General features: G+C 67.1%; 11 protein-coding genes. 7 read left to right on the top strand and 4 right to left on the bottom strand.

Going from position 1 to position 14,544, the window contains the following annotated elements; translation table 11 throughout:
• Positions 1-20: 20 nt before the first annotated feature.
• From BAU07_RS03775 to BAU07_RS03765, 3 genes are read right to left on the bottom strand one after another with little or no spacing between them, the layout of a single operon-like run.
• A complete protein-coding gene (locus BAU07_RS03775) occupies positions 21-1,226 on the bottom strand; it encodes a CaiB/BaiF CoA transferase family protein (RefSeq protein WP_066654266.1) in 1,206 nt (401 codons plus the stop codon).
• Positions 1,223-2,467 carry a CaiB/BaiF CoA transferase family protein gene (locus tag BAU07_RS03770; protein ID WP_066654265.1) on the bottom strand — a complete coding sequence of 415 codons (1,245 nt, stop codon included), beginning with the start codon at positions 2,465-2,467 and terminating at the stop codon, positions 1,223-1,225. Before BAU07_RS03770 ends, BAU07_RS03775 begins: the two co-directional genes overlap by 4 nt.
• Positions 2,468-2,500: 33 nt before the next feature.
• Positions 2,501-3,475, bottom strand: a complete 975-nt coding sequence (locus tag BAU07_RS03765; protein ID WP_066654263.1) for a Bug family tripartite tricarboxylate transporter substrate binding protein — start codon at positions 3,473-3,475, stop codon at positions 2,501-2,503.
• 643 nt (positions 3,476-4,118) lie between these two features.
• Between BAU07_RS03765 and BAU07_RS03760 the strand changes: the two genes are divergently transcribed.
• From BAU07_RS03760 to BAU07_RS03745, 4 genes are all read left to right on the top strand, one after another.
• A complete protein-coding gene (locus BAU07_RS03760; RefSeq protein ID WP_066654262.1) occupies positions 4,119-4,574 on the top strand; it encodes a YsnF/AvaK domain-containing protein in 456 nt (151 codons plus the stop codon).
• 57 nt (positions 4,575-4,631) lie between these two features.
• Complete coding sequence (locus BAU07_RS03755) at positions 4,632-5,738, top strand: YsnF/AvaK domain-containing protein (protein WP_066654261.1); 1,107 nt, start codon at positions 4,632-4,634, stop codon at positions 5,736-5,738.
• Between the two features lie 412 nt (positions 5,739-6,150).
• A complete protein-coding gene (locus BAU07_RS03750) occupies positions 6,151-7,029 on the top strand; it encodes an amidohydrolase family protein (protein ID WP_066654259.1) in 879 nt (292 codons plus the stop codon).
• Between the two features lie 67 nt (positions 7,030-7,096).
• Positions 7,097-8,059, top strand: a complete 963-nt coding sequence (locus BAU07_RS03745) for a Bug family tripartite tricarboxylate transporter substrate binding protein (RefSeq protein ID WP_066654257.1) — start codon at positions 7,097-7,099, stop codon at positions 8,057-8,059.
• A gap of 76 nt (positions 8,060-8,135) precedes the next feature.
• Here BAU07_RS03745 and BAU07_RS03740 read toward each other — a convergent pair whose 3' ends face one another.
• Positions 8,136-9,062: a LysR substrate-binding domain-containing protein gene (locus BAU07_RS03740; RefSeq protein WP_066654255.1), complete on the bottom strand. Its 927-nt coding sequence runs from the start codon at positions 9,060-9,062 to the stop codon at positions 8,136-8,138.
• Between the two features lie 105 nt (positions 9,063-9,167).
• On the opposite strand from BAU07_RS03740, the gene BAU07_RS03735 reads away from it, so the two are divergent.
• From BAU07_RS03735 to BAU07_RS03725, 3 genes are all read left to right on the top strand, one after another.
• Positions 9,168-10,586: an MFS transporter gene (locus BAU07_RS03735; protein WP_084025267.1), complete on the top strand. Its 1,419-nt coding sequence runs from the start codon at positions 9,168-9,170 to the stop codon at positions 10,584-10,586.
• Positions 10,587-10,768: 182 nt separating this feature from the next.
• The gene (locus BAU07_RS03730; RefSeq protein ID WP_066654253.1) at positions 10,769-12,865 is read left to right on the top strand and encodes a hydantoinase/oxoprolinase family protein; all 2,097 of its coding nucleotides are present in this window, start codon (positions 10,769-10,771) and stop codon (positions 12,863-12,865) included.
• Positions 12,862-14,499 (top strand): hydantoinase B/oxoprolinase family protein, encoded by a 1,638-nt coding sequence (locus BAU07_RS03725; protein ID WP_066654251.1) that lies wholly within the window; start codon positions 12,862-12,864, stop codon positions 14,497-14,499. The genes BAU07_RS03730 and BAU07_RS03725 overlap by 4 nt, the downstream gene beginning before the upstream one ends.
• Positions 14,500-14,544: the final 45 nt, after the last annotated feature.

Here is a 14,544-nt window from a genome sequence, read left to right as displayed (position 1 = left end):
GTCGTCAAGCGCGGTGTCGTTCAGGACAGCACGCCGTCCGCGCCCAGCCGCTCGATCTCCGCCGTATCCAGGCCGAGGACCTCACGGCAAATCTCGACCGTGTGCTGTCCCAGCAAGGGCGCGGGCAAGGTCGGCGCCGAGCGGGCGTTGGAGAAGCGATACGGCGCGGAGTTATAGGTGCTGGCGCCCATTTCCGGGTGATCCAGCGTGACCCAATGGCCGCGCTCGGCCAACTGGGCGTCGCGCATCACGTCGCGTGCGTCCTGCACCGCGCCCGCCGGCACGCCGGCGTCCTGCAGGGCGTGCATCAGGGCCATCATGTCGTGCGCCGGGGTCAGCCTGGCGACCTCCGCATCGACCTCCCCGCGCTGCGCCAGGCGCCCCGCAGCCGTCGCCCACGCCGGCGGCGCGGCCAGGGCCAGCACGCGCGTCAGCGCGTTCCACTGCGCATCGTTGCAGACCTCGATGGCGATCCAGCGGTCATCGCCGGCGCAGGGATAGACGCCGCTGGGCGCATGGCCGGGGCGCGCATTGCCATGGCGGCCATCGATGGCGCCGTTCACCATGTAGTTCATCAGGCTGGGGGCCACCATCGCGAGCGTCGATTCCATCTGCGCCAGGTCGATGAACTGCCCCTCGCCGGTGCGCCGCTGGTGCCTCAGCGCGGCCAGGATGGCGAAGGCCGCATGGCCGGGATTGGGGATGTGGTCCGGATAATTGGTGCCCGTCCCGGCCGGTTGCCGGTCGGGCAGGCCCGTCATGTGTTGCAGGCCCGTCAGGGCGGCGATAGTCAGGCCGTAGCCCAGGTCATCCTTGTCGGGCCCTCCGGCCCCCTGCATGGACATCGACGCGAAGACGATGCGCGGCGACAAGTCTCGTACGATGCCGTAGCCCAGGCCCAGCTTGTCCATGACGCCCGGGGTGAAGTTGTTGGTGACCAGGTCGGCGCCGGCTATCAGCCGCTTGGCCAGGTCCAGTCCGCGGGGGTCCTTGACGTTCACCGTCATGCTGCGCTTGCTGGCGTTGCGGTCGGCGAAGTAGCCGCTGCGGTTGACCCCCGGCTTGCCGTCCTTGAACGGCTTGGTTACCCGCAGGGTGTCGAGCCGCTGCGAGCTTTCGATCTTGATGACGTCGGCGCCCAGGTCCGCCAGGATCTTCGTGGTGTACGAGCCCGCCCCGATCCAGGAGAAATCGACGACGCGCACGCCGGCAAGCAGGCTTCTCATTGCACGACTCCCTGCCGGATCAGCGCTTCCTGGCCCGCCGGCGTGTATCCGGCCCAAGCCAGGATATCGCGGGTCTGTTCACCCAGGCGTGGGGCGCGGCGGCGCAATTGCCAAGGGGTGGCGGATAGCTGGTACGGCGCGCCCGGCATCCGCAGCGGCGTGCCGTGGGCATCGGCTACGTCCACGAAGTAGCCCCGGTAGGCGCGCTGCGGATCGCGCGCGATGTCGCGCGCGTCGCAGATGGGCGCCAGCGGTATGCGGCGGGCGCGGCCCTTGGCATGCAGCGCCTCCTTGGTCAGCGTCGCGGCGAAGGGCATGAAGACCTCGCCGAAGATGCGCTTGGCTTCGTCGCTCGCCAGGAAGGCCTGGTCGTTCCAGCGCGGCTCCTTGAACTGCGACGCGCCGGCCACGCCCTCCTCCAGCAGCCACTCGGTGGTCGTGGCCCAGAAGCGATTGCTGCCGATGCCGCCCGCCATCAAGTAGATATAGCCGTCGGCGCACGCGAACACGCCGGTACCCGCCAGCCGCTGCGTGCCCGCGTTGCGCTTGCGGACAGTGCCCTCCAACTCATAGAACTGCACCGCGTTCTCCATGCCAAGCACCACGCATTCCTGCATGGAGACATCCACGTGCTGCCCGCTGCCGCTCACCTCGGCGTCGTAGACGGCCGCCAGGGAGGCGACCGCGGCGTATACATTCGCCGCGCCGATGGCCTGTTCGCCGCACGCGACCATCGGGGCGGTATCGGGGTAGCCCGCCAGGTACAGCATGCCGCCCAGCCCCATCGCGGTCAGGTCGGTCGCCTGCCAGTGCGCGAAGGGGCCGCATTGGCCGAAGGCGCTGATGCTGGTCATGACCAGCGCGGGCTGGACTTCCCCCAGGCTTGCGTATCCGAGGCCGCGTCGCGCCATGGTGCCCGGCTGCTCGCTTTCGAGGACCAGGGCGCTACGGCTGGCCAGCGCGCGGAACACCTGCTGTCCCGCCTCGCTGTCCAGGTCCAGCGCGATGCTTTCCTTGTTCGTATTCTGGAACTGGAACGTCAGGCTGGCATCGGCATCATCGCGGCCGGCGATCCGCGGTTCCAGCTGCCGTGCAGGCGCCCCGGCCAGGGGCTCCACCAGGATGACACGCGCGCCGAGGTCCGCGAAAAGTTTTCCGCAGTAGTTGCCGAGCGGGCCGGCGACATCCAGGACGGTAATGCCGGCCAGGGCGGCCTTGCTGGGTGATAAGGATTGATGCATGGGAATCCGAGGCGTTTGCGAAGGCGGAATGGCTTATTGCGTGTGGAAAATGCCCGCCTGCTGCGCCACGTCGCGCCACTTGGCGATGTTGCGCTCGATGTCCTTGCGCATGTCCGCGGATGAACTCGCCACTACGGTGTAGCCCAGGCGCTCCAGCTGCTCCTGGCGCTTCTTCAGGGACTTCACGATGGCCGCATTGAGCGTGGCGACGACCTTGGGGTCCGCCTTGGCCGGCATGTTGAAGCCGTACCAGGTATCCGAGTCGTAGCCCTTGAGCCCGATCTCATTGAAAGTCGGCACGTCCGGCAATTGCTTGTTGCGGTGCGCGCTGCCGATGGCCAGGATGCGCAGCGACCCCTTGTCCGCCAGGTCCTTGGCCGATGCCGACTGCACGAACATCATGTCGATATGCCCGCCCAGCAGGTCGCTCATGGCGGGACTGCCGCCGCGGTAGGGCACGTGGGTAATCTTGACGCCTGCCATGGCCTTCATCAACTCCCCCGCCATGTGCTGCGAACTGCCGACCCCGGCGGAGCCATAGCTGAGCTTCTCCGGATTGGCCTTGGCGTAGGCAATCAGTTCCTGCGCGGTCTTGAATGGCGAGTCGGTGCGCACGGCCAGCACCAGCGGCGCGCTCACCGCGATGGACAGCGGAGTGAAGTCCTTGAGCGGGTCGTAGCCCAGCTTTTTGTAGATCGACGGGTTCACCGACAGGATGCCGTCCGTCGTCAGCATGATGGTGTAGCCGTTGCCGGGCTGGCGCTTGACGTAGTCCGCAGCGATCGTTCCGCCCGCACCGGCGTGGTTCTCGACGATCACCGGTTGCTTCAGGTCCTCCGCCACGTCCTGCCCGACGAGGCGGGCCAGCGTGTCCGTACTGGCCCCCGCGGCATACGGGACGATGAGCTTGATCGGTTCGGAGGGGAAAGGCTGGGCGGCGCTGGCGTTCAGCGCGAGCGCCAGGGACGCAAGGCCGAGCAGGCATTTGAACGGACTGATGGAAAGCACGGACGTCTCCTGTTTTTTATTCAATGGGGTCGCCGGCCATGGGCCGGACGCGTTCGTTCTCGACGGAACGATTCCACGTCCACGAATAATAGGAAGCGCCCAGGCGGGCGGCAACGCAAAAAAGACCACAATGTGAGCTACAGGCGGATTACTTCTTTTAGCGGCGGGTGCCCGCCAGCCGTGTGCTTCGGGCATCATGCCGCCCGAGTCCAACTAGTGAGACTACCGTGCGGCCCACGGCGGGCTGGCCAGCAGCCAGGATGCGCAATGCCGGCGAAGCGATGCGCCAATTAATCCGCCGGCACAACCCGCCGGGCTCCCTTCTCCACGACGTCCGTCGCCAGTTCCGCCGCCAGCCCGCTCCCGACATTGCGCGCCGACCGCGCCGTCCCCACAGGGATGAAATGCGATGCGCCCGACTGGAGGATGGTCGGCTGCCGGTCGCTCAGCTGGCATCGGCGTCCCTGGAATTTCGCCCGGAATCTTCGGCCCGGGCCCGGAGATTCACGGGCACGTGAAGTGCGCAAGGCAATCATCGCCGCGCGTCGCTTTTCCCGACAGCGCGGCACGCGCGGCGTTGGAAACCAGTCCATCGCAATCATCCAGGCGCGCCTGACACGGCGCCACGATCGGTGTGGAAAGCATGGCCTCAACAGATGATGCGGAGTGCGCGGGCGACCGGCCGCGCCCCAGGCAAGGCGACGCCAAGGTTGTTGCGGTCCAGGAGAACCTGGAAGTCTCGCTGCGCGAGACCGAAACGGGCGCCGTGCGCGTGCGCAAGGTTGTGCATGAGGACGTGCACCAGGTCCCGGTCACCGTTCGTACAGGCAAGGTCGCCATTGTGCGGGTTCCGATGAGTCGGCAGGTGGATAGCGAGTTCCCGGTCCGCCAGGAAGGCGACACCACCGTTATCCCCGTTTTCGAGTACCGCGTTGTCGCCGAGCGGCGGCTGTTCCTCGTGGAGGAGGTCCGGATAACAAAGGAAATGACGCAAAGCACGCATACGGAAGAGGTCGTCACGCGGCGTGAAGAAGTCGTGGTTGAACGGCGGGACACATCGGGCCCATGGCGGCAACAGCCGCCAGACACGCCCGAGTAGCTGCGCGGGATCCCTCGCGGCTGAGCTGAGGTTTATTACCACTCTTGGGGAAGCAACATGGCACAGAACATAGTTGGAGTATTCGATTCGTTCGAGCGGGCGAACGATGTCGTAGAGCGCCTGGTGGATGCCGGCATTTCCCGTTCGGACGTGAGAGTCCATGCGCGGGACGGCAATGCGGCGTATGAAGCCGACACTGAAACAGGTGAGCCGGACCGTGGCTTCATCGAGAATGTCCAGCACTTCTTCAAGAATCTGTTCGGCGAAGAAGACCATCGCGAGGAAGTCGGCCACTATAGCGAAGCCGTACGTCGCGGCGGCGCGCTGCTTTCCGTCGAGGTACAGGACGAGACGCAAATGGCCACCGTGCAATCCCTGATGGAAGAAGGTGGCGCCGAGGATATCGACGCGAAGGTCGCCGTCTGGAAATCAACGGGCTACGCCGGATTCGACCCCGACGCGGCCCCCTATACGCAGGAAGATATCGAGGCCGAGCGCCAGGCCATCCCTGTAGTACGGGAAGACTTGGTCGTGGGCAAGCGGGAAGTCGATACCGGCCGTGTACGCGTGTATTCCCGGCAAACATCGACGCCGGTCAGCGAGTCGGTGAATCTGCGGGACGAGCGCGCGACCATCGAACGGCGTCCGGTGGACCGGGAAGCGACGGCGGCGGACCTGCAAGGCGGTACGGTAGAGGTACGCGAGACCTCGGAGGAGGCCGTGGTCGGCAAGACTTCGCGCGTCGTCGAAGAAGTGCTTGTCGGCAAGGAGGCGTCCCAACGCACGGAGACCGTGCATGAAACCTTGCGCGGTACCGAGGTCGAAGTGGAGCGCACCGATGACAAGCCTGGCGGGCCCGCCCGTGCCACCGGTTCGACGATGGATGCGGCGTCCTCGCCGGGCGCGGCCTCCGCGCCCTCCACCGCAACCGGTGGCCCGGGATCGACCGGTACCGCTGCGGGGACGACGGGCACCGGCCTGGGCGGCGGCACCTCGGGCACGCGCGGCACCGCGGCGGGCGGCGCCCCGTCCGTCGCGCCGGGTACCGGCCAGGGCGGTGGCACGGTAGGGACTTCCGGCACATCCGGCGCCTCCGGCAATGACTCAAGCAGCACGAGCACATCCTTGCCTGCCGGCACGTCGAGGGAGCCACGCGACGTGTGAAGCGCTACCTATTTGGCATGGCGCTAGCCGGCGCGTCCGACCTCCGGGTCGGCGCTCCGGCTTTTTTTATGTGGGGCATTGCCGGCGTCACGACACGGTCCATGCGCACCGATGCGCAGGTCAATTCTGCCCTTCCCATGTAAATCGCGGGACCTCCGCTGCCCTTGGGCAACAGGCCCGTCGCGCCGCAGTCGCGGCAATCCCGACAGGCGCTCCACCTCGTTCCCAACCGCGCAACGGCGGGCGGGCAAAGGGCAAGGCCGCGCGCAAAGCCAGCGGATTTTCCGCAGCGCCACATCTTCCGATAACAAAAGAGCAGCGCCGCGCGCGCAGAAGGCATTACCCGTCGCGCCGGCGGGCAAGGATACTAAGGGCCAGAGCCTCATCGCCGAACAAGACCCAGGAGACTTGCATGCCGTACGTGACCCCGCCCTTCGACCCCAATCCCCGGAAGCCCGCCATGGACGTTCCGCCGGGCGGCTGGGACTGCCAGATCCACCTGTTCGGTCCCGCAGACAAGTGGCCGTTCGATCCGGAGAGCCCCTATGTCTCCGGCGAGGCCCTGCCCGAGCACGCGATACACATGCTCGATACGCTGGGCCTGCGCAAGGCGGTGGTGGTCAGCGGCGGGGGCTATGGCCGCGACTACAGCTACATGCTGGATGCGCTGAAGCGCTTCCCCGACCGCTTCGCCGGCGTCATCCTGCCGCCCGATGAACTTTCGGATGAGGAACTGCTGCGGCTGGACCGGGCCGGCGTGCGCGGCGTGCGCTTCGTCAGCGCCAAGCGCGCCTCCAACCTGCCCCAGATCCTGCCCGACATGGCGGCCCAGGTCGAGAACCTGGGATGGCCGGTGCATTTCTATCCGCATGGCGAGGACATCGTGTCCTATGCCGACAAGCTGCTGGCCCTGCCCAACAAAAAAATCGTGCTGGATCACTTCGCCAGCGTGCCGGCCGACAAGGGCGTGGACCAGCCGGCATTCAAGACCGTGCTGAAGATGCTGGACACGGGCCGGGTATGGATCAAGCTATCAGGCCCCATGCGATGCGCCAAGGGCGACATGCCGTATGCCGCCGTGACGCCGATTGCCCGCGCGCTCATTCGTCATGCCCCCGAGCGCATGGTATGGGGCTCGGACTGGCCGCACGTGAATATGGTCGGACGTGCCATGCCCAATGACGGCGATCTGTTCGATCTGCTGTCGGACTGGGCGCCCGATGCGGAAGACCGCAAGCGCATTCTCGTCAGCAACGCGGACGCCCTGTATGGCGCGCCGGCGCACAACTGAAGACGCGGCGGCGTAAGCGTCCGCCCAATAACGATAAGGGCGCGGCTGCGCCCATCAGGAGACATCGATGAAGAGGACCCTACTGGCGCCGGCGCTGATGCTGGCGGCCTTGGCGCTGTGCGCCTCCGCACAGGCAGGTACTTTCCCGGATCATCCCATCCGCCTGGTGGTGCCGTTCTCGCCGGGCGGCAGCACCGACCTGGTAGGCCGCCTGGTCGCCACCAAGGTATCGCAGATACTCGGCCAGCCGGTCATCGTGGAAAACCGTGCGGGCGCGGGCGGCGTAATCGGCTCGGACAATGTCGTCAAATCCCCCGCAGATGGCTATTCGCTGCTGATGGCGACCACCTCGCACACCGCCAACCCGTCGATCTACAAGAAGCTGCCCTACGACACGCGCAAGGACTTCGTGTCCATCGCCCTGATCGGGGACATGCCAGGCCTGCTGGTGGCGCACCCGTCGATGCCGCCCAACGACTTCAAAGAATTCATCGAGTACGCCAAGAGCCACAGGCTGTCGTATGGCAGCGCGGGATCGGGCACATTCCCGCACCTTTCGATGGAACTGCTCAAGGCCGCGGCGGGGCTGGACATGACCCATATCCCGTACAAGGGTGCGGCGCCGGCACTGACGGATCTCGTCGGCGGCGTTTACCAGGTCAAGATCGACGCCTACATCACAGCGGCGAACTTCGTCAAAGCCGGCAAGCTGAAGCTGTACGCGGTGACGAGCTTGCAGCGCATGCCGCAATTGCCGGACATTCCGACCGTCGCGGAATCCGGTTACCCCGGCTACGAGTCCACGTACTGGATAGGCATTGTTGCGCCCGCCGGCGTGCCCGCCGACGTACGGCAGAAGCTGGAGCAGGCCTTCGTCGCCGCGGTGCACGACGGCGGTGTGGCGGCCAAGCTGCAGGACAGCGGCACGCGACCCATCGGCGGCACGGCGGCGGATCTGGACACGCTGATGAACCGCGAGTTCCAGCAATGGCCCGGCATCATCGAGAAGGCCGGGATCGCGGAGAAATAGGCTGCCGAGCGCGGCCGAGACCGCGTCGGCAAACGCGCGCGGCACAACCCGGAAAGCGCGGCGCCGTCGGCGGCGGCTATCCGCCTGGCTGTATGTATTCGCGCATCATGGCGGCGAGGCGATCCGCCAGCGGCTGTGTTTCTCCGGGACGCTTCAACATCACGAGGGGGATGGCGGGCAGGGCCGGCAGGCCGGCGGCTTTTCCCTCCAGTACGCGCACCGCGGCCGGCAGGCCGTAGGGCGTGCGCACATTGACGCCCAGCCCGGCGGCGGTCGCGGCCCACAGGCCGCTCAAGCTGGGACTCGTGAAGACGAGTCGCCACGGGATGCGCGCGCGGTCCAGCGCGACGACCGCCGCATGGGTGAACAGGCAGGGCCGGTCGAAGGCGATCAGCGGCAGTGGGTCCATTTCATCCGCGGAATCGTTGCGCCCTGTTGCCGAGGCCCCCGCCGCCGGCCCGATCCAGCACATGCGCGGCCGCGCGATCACTTCCCGAGACCCGTCCCCGCGCGGTCGCGCCGGGCCGCCATTGCCCTGCGCGTCCATGCTGCCGTCCCACAGCAGGGCCAGGTCCAGCTGGCCAGCGTCGAAACGCTCCTGCAGATCCGTATTGCGCGCCACGCGCGCTTCGATCCGCACCTTCGGGTGCGCGCGCGCAAATCGCCCAAGCAATTGCGGTAACAACGCTTCGCCGAAGTCCTCCTGCAACCCCAGGCGGATCCAGCCCTCCATATCCAGCCCTCGCGTGGCCACGGCGGCCTCGTCGTTCAGGCCCACCATGCGGCGTGCGTAATCCAGCATGACCTCTCCCGCGTCGGTCAGGGCCAGCCCTCGCCCGGACTTGCGAAACAGCGGCGCGCCGGCCTGTTCCTCCAGCTTTTTGATCTGCGCGCTGACCGCCGACGTGGAGCGCCCGACACGGTCCGCCGCCTTGGCGAAGCTTCCCAACTCCATCCCGATGACCAGCGTGCGCAGGGCGGCGATATCGAGGTTCACGTGCATGGATCATCCCATTTTATTGGACTATTTGGCAAATATTATTCGATATTCGAAACCGTTAAAAGTGCTCAGACTGATGCCATCGCATACAACGAAGGCGCCAATACGATGCCTGCAACCGCCGTAGAACCGGTCCCCGTCGATGGCGCGGGACGTCCCCACGGAACCGCCGCACACGGACCCCGCCCCGCCGGCCTGGACCTGTCCGCGGCCGCGGCGTCCAAGGCCGCACCGCACGCCTCCAAGGCAGGCGCCACCCTTGGACCGTCGCACCGCTGGAAGGTCCTGGCCGCGGGCGTCGCGGCGAATGTCAGCTTCTCCGCCGCGGCAGCCGGCATTCCCACGACGGCGATCTGGCTGCGCTCCGGATACCGCCTGGACGACGTCGCGCTTGGCGTGGCCCTCGGCGCGATCGGCCTGGGCGTCGCCCTGACGGAATTGCCGTGGGGCGTGGCCACCGATCGCTGGGGCGATCGCCCGGTGCTGTTGAGCGGGCTGGCGGCCACCACGGCGGCGCTGCTGGCGATGACTCTGTTCATGGTCCCGTCCCCACACGCCGTGCCGGCCTTCCACTGGCTGCTGGTCGCGCTATGCGTGGTCGGCCTGGCCGGCGGCAGCGTCAACGGATCCAGCGGCCGCGCCATCATGCGCTGGTTCAAGGAGGGAGAGCGCGGGCTGGCCATGAGCATCCGGCAGACCGCCGTGCCGCTGGGCGGCGGCCTGGGCGCCCTGCTGCTCCCGTGGCTGGCATCCGACGGCGGGTTCCGGGCGGTGTACGCCACGCTTGCCGCGATGTGCGCGATGTCGGCCCTGCTGGCCTGGCGCTGGCTGCATGACCCGCGCGAGGACGAAACAACCACGGGCGATCGCCACGGCGCCGGCGGTCCCGCCACGCAGCCGGACACCCGTGCGCGTCCGGCGGTACGGGCGACAGCGCGTGTGGACGCCGGCGCGTCCGGCCCCTTGCGCGACCCGCTGATCTGGCGCATGGTCCTCGCCATCGGGCTGCTGTGCGCCCCGCAATTCGCGGTACTGAGCTTCGCGACGGTCTACCTGCACGACTTCGGCGGCGTCGGCATCGCCGGCACCACCTTCGCCATGGTGAGCGTACAGCTGGGCGCCATGGTGATGCGGGTGTGGAGCGGACGACTTACCGATGTGCGCGGCAACCGGCGCGGTTATGTGCGCGCGCTCGTGCTGCTGAGCGCATGTGCATTCGCCGCCCTGACGCTGGCGACGGCCGGCAGCGCCGCCGCGCCGCTGCTGGTCGCGGCCATCATCGCGGCCGGCATCATGGTGTCGGCGTGGCATGGCGTCGCATACACGGAACTGGCCACGCTTGCGGGCCAGGCACGCGCCGGCACGGCACTGGGAATGTGCAACACCCTGGTGTACCTGAGCCTGTTCCTCGCGCCGCTTTCCATCCCGCACGTACTCGCGGCCAGCTCATGGACCGGCGTCTGGCTGCTTGCCGGCCTGGTTGCCCTGGCGACCTGGCCGCTGTTTCCGCGCCCGCTGGCCCGCTGACGCGAACAGGCTGTCCGGCCGCATGCGGCGGGCGGCGACCTCGCGGAGTGCGTGGGGAGGAACGGCGCCCGCCACCCCGATATATTGACCTGCCCGAATTATCCTTCTCTATTTTTCATTAGTTCTATGGTGCCCGCCTTCCTATCATTCTCCCTGGACTGGACATACGTGGAGAAACAGGCGTGGCAACGTGGGCGATCGGCATCGATATCGGCGGCACCTTCACGGATGTGGTGGCGCTGGACTACACCGCAGGGAGCTTGCACGGCTTGAAGGTTCTGACCACGCACGGCGACCCTGCGGAAGGCGTCGCGGATGGCGTGGCAAAGCTGATGGAGCAATGCGGCATCGCCGGACGCGATGTGCTGCGCGTCGTGCATGCCACGACACTCTTCACCAACGCCCTCATCGAGCGTCGCGGCAGTGTGACGGGCATGCTGGTCACACGCGGCTTCGCCGATGCGGTGGAGATCGGCAATGAACGCAAATACGATCTCTACGATCTGAACATGGAGGCGGCGCCGCCGCTGGTCCCACGCGACCTGCGCGCGGAAATCGGTGGCCGGCTGGACGCGCGCGGGAATGTCCTGGAGCGGATAGACCCCCAGGAAGTACGGGCCGCCGTCCGGGCGCTGGCGAACCGCGGCGTGGAATCGGTAGCGGTGTGCCTGCTGCACGCCTATGCGAACCCCGACCAGGAGCGCGCGGTGCGCTCGCTGGTCCTGGCCGAGCAGCCGGCCATGGAAGTGACTCTCTCGTCGGATGTGGCGCCGGTTATCCGGGAATTCGAACGCATGTCCACCACATCGGCCAACGCCTACATAAAGCCGTTGGCCAACGGTTATCTGGAAGCGCTGGAACGCCGGCTGGAAGCCCTGGGACTGCGCACCGGAGTCCTGATGATGCTATCCAACGGCGGCCTGTCGCATATGCAGCAGGCCAAGAGCAAGCCGATCGAGCTGCTCGAGTCCGGGCCCGCCGCGGGAGCGATCGCTGCGGCCCACTACAGTGTGCGCGACAGCTACGGCGATCTGCTCGCCTTCGATATGGGCGGCACGACCGCGAAGCTCTGCCTCGTGGAGAAGGGAAAACCCGCCATCACCTTCGGTTTCGAAGCGGCGCGGCGCAAGCGCTTCGCAGAAGGCAGCGGCCTGCCCGTGCGCATCACCACCATCGACTTGATCGAGATCGGCGCTGGCGGCGGCAGCATCGCGCATACCGACAGGATGGGCCTGTTGAAGGTCGGCCCCGCGAGCGCCGGCTCGGAACCGGGACCCGCTTGCTACGGACGCGGCGGCACGGAACCCACCGTCACCGACGCCAACCTGGTCCTCGGATACCTGAATCCCGATTACTTCGCCGGCGGGACGATGGCGATAGACAGCGGCATGGCCGAGGCCGCCATCGGTCGTGCGGGCGCGCGCCTCGGGCAGGAGGTCACCTCCGTGGCCTGGGGCATGCACGACATCGTCGCGGAGAACATGGCGGCCGCGGCACGTGTGCACGTGGCCGAACGTGGCCGCGACCCGCGCGATTTCGTTTTGCTGAGCACCGGCGGCGGGGGCCCTTTGCACGCGTACTACGTGGCCCGCAAGATCGGGGTGCGCCGCATCATATGCCCGCCCTCGGCCGGGGTTGCGTCGGCTTACGGGCTACTCGTCGCGCCGGCGCGCGCGGACCTCTCGCGCACCGTCACGGTACGCCCTGCCGTTGACGGGCTGGCGCCACTGGAAGCCGCGTTCGCCGATATGGAAAAGCACGTCGCCGCAACGCTGGCCCCCCTGGCCGATGGCTTCGGCCCCCTGTCCTTGCATCGACACGCCGATGGACGTTTTGTCGGCCAGGGTTTTACGCTGTCCGTACCTTTGCCGGACGGCCCCTACGACATCGAAGACGAACAACGGATGCGCGATGCCCTAGTGGCGGCCTTCGAGGCCGGCTATCGCGACAAGTTCGGGCGCACGCCGCCGAACGTGCCCGTCGAACTGGTGAATCTGCGGGTATCGGGCGAAGCGCCGCCGCGCCATGCCGGGGCGCGGCAGGCACTGGAGCAGGGCGCAATACCGCAGCCGAAGCAACGCCGCAAGGTGTACTTCCGTGAGTTCGCCGGCTATGCCGATACGCCCGTCTACGACCGGGATTCGCTGCGCGCCGGGTTCTCCTGCGCGGGGCCCCTGCTGGTCGAGGATGCCGGATCCTGCCTGGTCGTCGGCCCGCTTGGTCATGTGGAGCAGATGGCCAGCGGAAACCTAATGATCACCATCAAGGAGCAAGCATGAAGGCAGGCGAGCGGCAAGACGAAGCGGCGCTGGCATCGGACCCGATATTCCTGGAGGTCTTCTGGACCCGAATCTGCTCGGTCGTCAACGAAGCGGCCAAGCTCATCGTCAGGACTTCCTTTTCCACGCTTTCGACCGAAGCAAACGACTTCGCGGTCGTGCTCACCGACTCGCAGGCCCGATCGCTGGCGGAGAACGCCGGCAGTATCCCGTCCTTCATCGGCACCCTGCCCCGTACCGTGGCTGCCGTACTGGAGCGATTCGGCAAGGACGCCATGCGTCCGGGCGACGTCTACATCACCAACAACCCCTGGATAGGCACAGGCCATCTAAACGATGTAAGCCTCGTCAAGCCAATTTTTCACAATGAAAATCTGGTGGCTTTCGCGGCCACGGCTGCGCATGTCCCCGACATCGGCGGGAAGATCCGCTCGGTGGACGCGCGCGAGCTTTTCGAGGAAGGTTTCCACATCCCCATCATGCGCCTGCTGCGCGACGGCGAACCGGACGAAACGCTGCTGTCGCTGATACGGACGAATGTGCGGACGCCGGACCAGACCGTCGGGGACATCTGGTCGCAGGTCGGCGCGGTGGAATTGATTGCCCGGCGCCTGGAGGAGATACTCGGCGAGTATGGCTTGAGCGGCATCGATCCGCTCGCCCATGCACTGTTCGAACGCAGCGAGGCCGCGATGCGCGCGGCGATCTCCGCCCTGCCGCGAGGCGAGTACCGCTACGAAATGGAGACGGACGGTTTCGACCAGCCATTTCGCTACGCCGTCTCGGTCCGGATCCAGGGCGACGAGATCGAATGCGACTTCGCCGGCACGTCGCCGCAGCAGCCGCGAGGCATCAATTGCGTATTGGCCTACACGGCCGCCATGACGGCCTATGCCATCAAGTGCCTGCTTTTGCCGGACCTGCCCAACAACGACGGCCTGTTCCGGCCGATCCGCGTCGTCGCCCCGCTGGGCTCCCTGCTCAATCCGACGCAGCCGGCGCCCGTGGGGGGGCGTGCCTGCACCGGGCATTACGTGCCCGTGGTCATCTTCGGCGCGCTCCATGCCGTGCTGCCGGACAGGGTGATGGCCGGTGCCGGTTCGCCGCTGTGGATCGCCAACCTGAGCGGCACTCGCGAGGACGGCAAACCCTTCGCGACGGTACTTTTCTATAACGGCGGCATGGGCGCCACGTCGGTGAAGGACGGGGCGTCGGCGATGTCCTGGCCCAGCAACATCTCACCCACGCCGGTGGAAATCGCCGAGCGCGATTCGCCGGTTTTCTTCCGCCGCAAGGCGCTGCGGACCGACTCGGGCGGCCGGGGCGAGCATCGCGGCGGCCTGGGACAGGAAATCTGCTTCGTCAGTCGCCACCATGCGCCCATGTCGGTGGTCTTCCTGACCGAGCGGGTCCGCGTCGGCGCGCCGGGACTCGGCGGTGGCCAGGCCGGCGCCCGGGGCGAGGTGCTGATCAACGGCAACGCGGTGAACAGCCGGCTCCCGCATGTATTGATGCCGGGCGACGAAGTGATTCTGCGTACGCCAGGCGGCGGCGGTTACGGCCTCGCCGAGCGGCGCAGCCGGCAAAGTATCGCGCATGACGCGGCACAGGGATATGCATTGATGAGCACATAGCGCGCTTCGGACGCGCGAAGCGGACCTGCCTAGCGTGGGCCTGCC

This window comes from Bordetella flabilis, from assembly GCF_001676725.1.
GTDB lineage: Bacteria > Pseudomonadota > Gammaproteobacteria > Burkholderiales > Burkholderiaceae_B > Bordetella_C > Bordetella_C flabilis.
This window is presented reverse-complemented; position numbering and strand designations above follow the sequence as displayed.

Bases quoted from the DNA above. Each gene is read 5' to 3' on its own strand.
- BAU07_RS03775 (WP_066654266.1), bottom strand. From the start codon at position 1,226: ATGAGAAGCCTGCTTGCCGGCGTGCGCGTCGTCGATTTCTCCTGGATC.
- BAU07_RS03770 (WP_066654265.1), bottom strand. From the start codon at position 2,467: ATGCATCAATCCTTATCACCCAGCAAGGCCGCCCTGGCCGGCATTACC.
- BAU07_RS03760 (WP_066654262.1), top strand. From the start codon at position 4,119: ATGGCCTCAACAGATGATGCGGAGTGCGCGGGCGACCGGCCGCGCCCC.
- BAU07_RS03755 (WP_066654261.1), top strand. From the start codon at position 4,632: ATGGCACAGAACATAGTTGGAGTATTCGATTCGTTCGAGCGGGCGAAC.
- BAU07_RS03750 (WP_066654259.1), top strand. From the start codon at position 6,151: ATGCCGTACGTGACCCCGCCCTTCGACCCCAATCCCCGGAAGCCCGCC.
- BAU07_RS03745 (WP_066654257.1), top strand. From the start codon at position 7,097: ATGAAGAGGACCCTACTGGCGCCGGCGCTGATGCTGGCGGCCTTGGCG.
- BAU07_RS03740 (WP_066654255.1), bottom strand. From the start codon at position 9,062: ATGCACGTGAACCTCGATATCGCCGCCCTGCGCACGCTGGTCATCGGG.
- BAU07_RS03735 (WP_084025267.1), top strand. From the start codon at position 9,168: ATGCCTGCAACCGCCGTAGAACCGGTCCCCGTCGATGGCGCGGGACGT.
- BAU07_RS03725 (WP_066654251.1), top strand. From the start codon at position 12,862: ATGAAGGCAGGCGAGCGGCAAGACGAAGCGGCGCTGGCATCGGACCCG.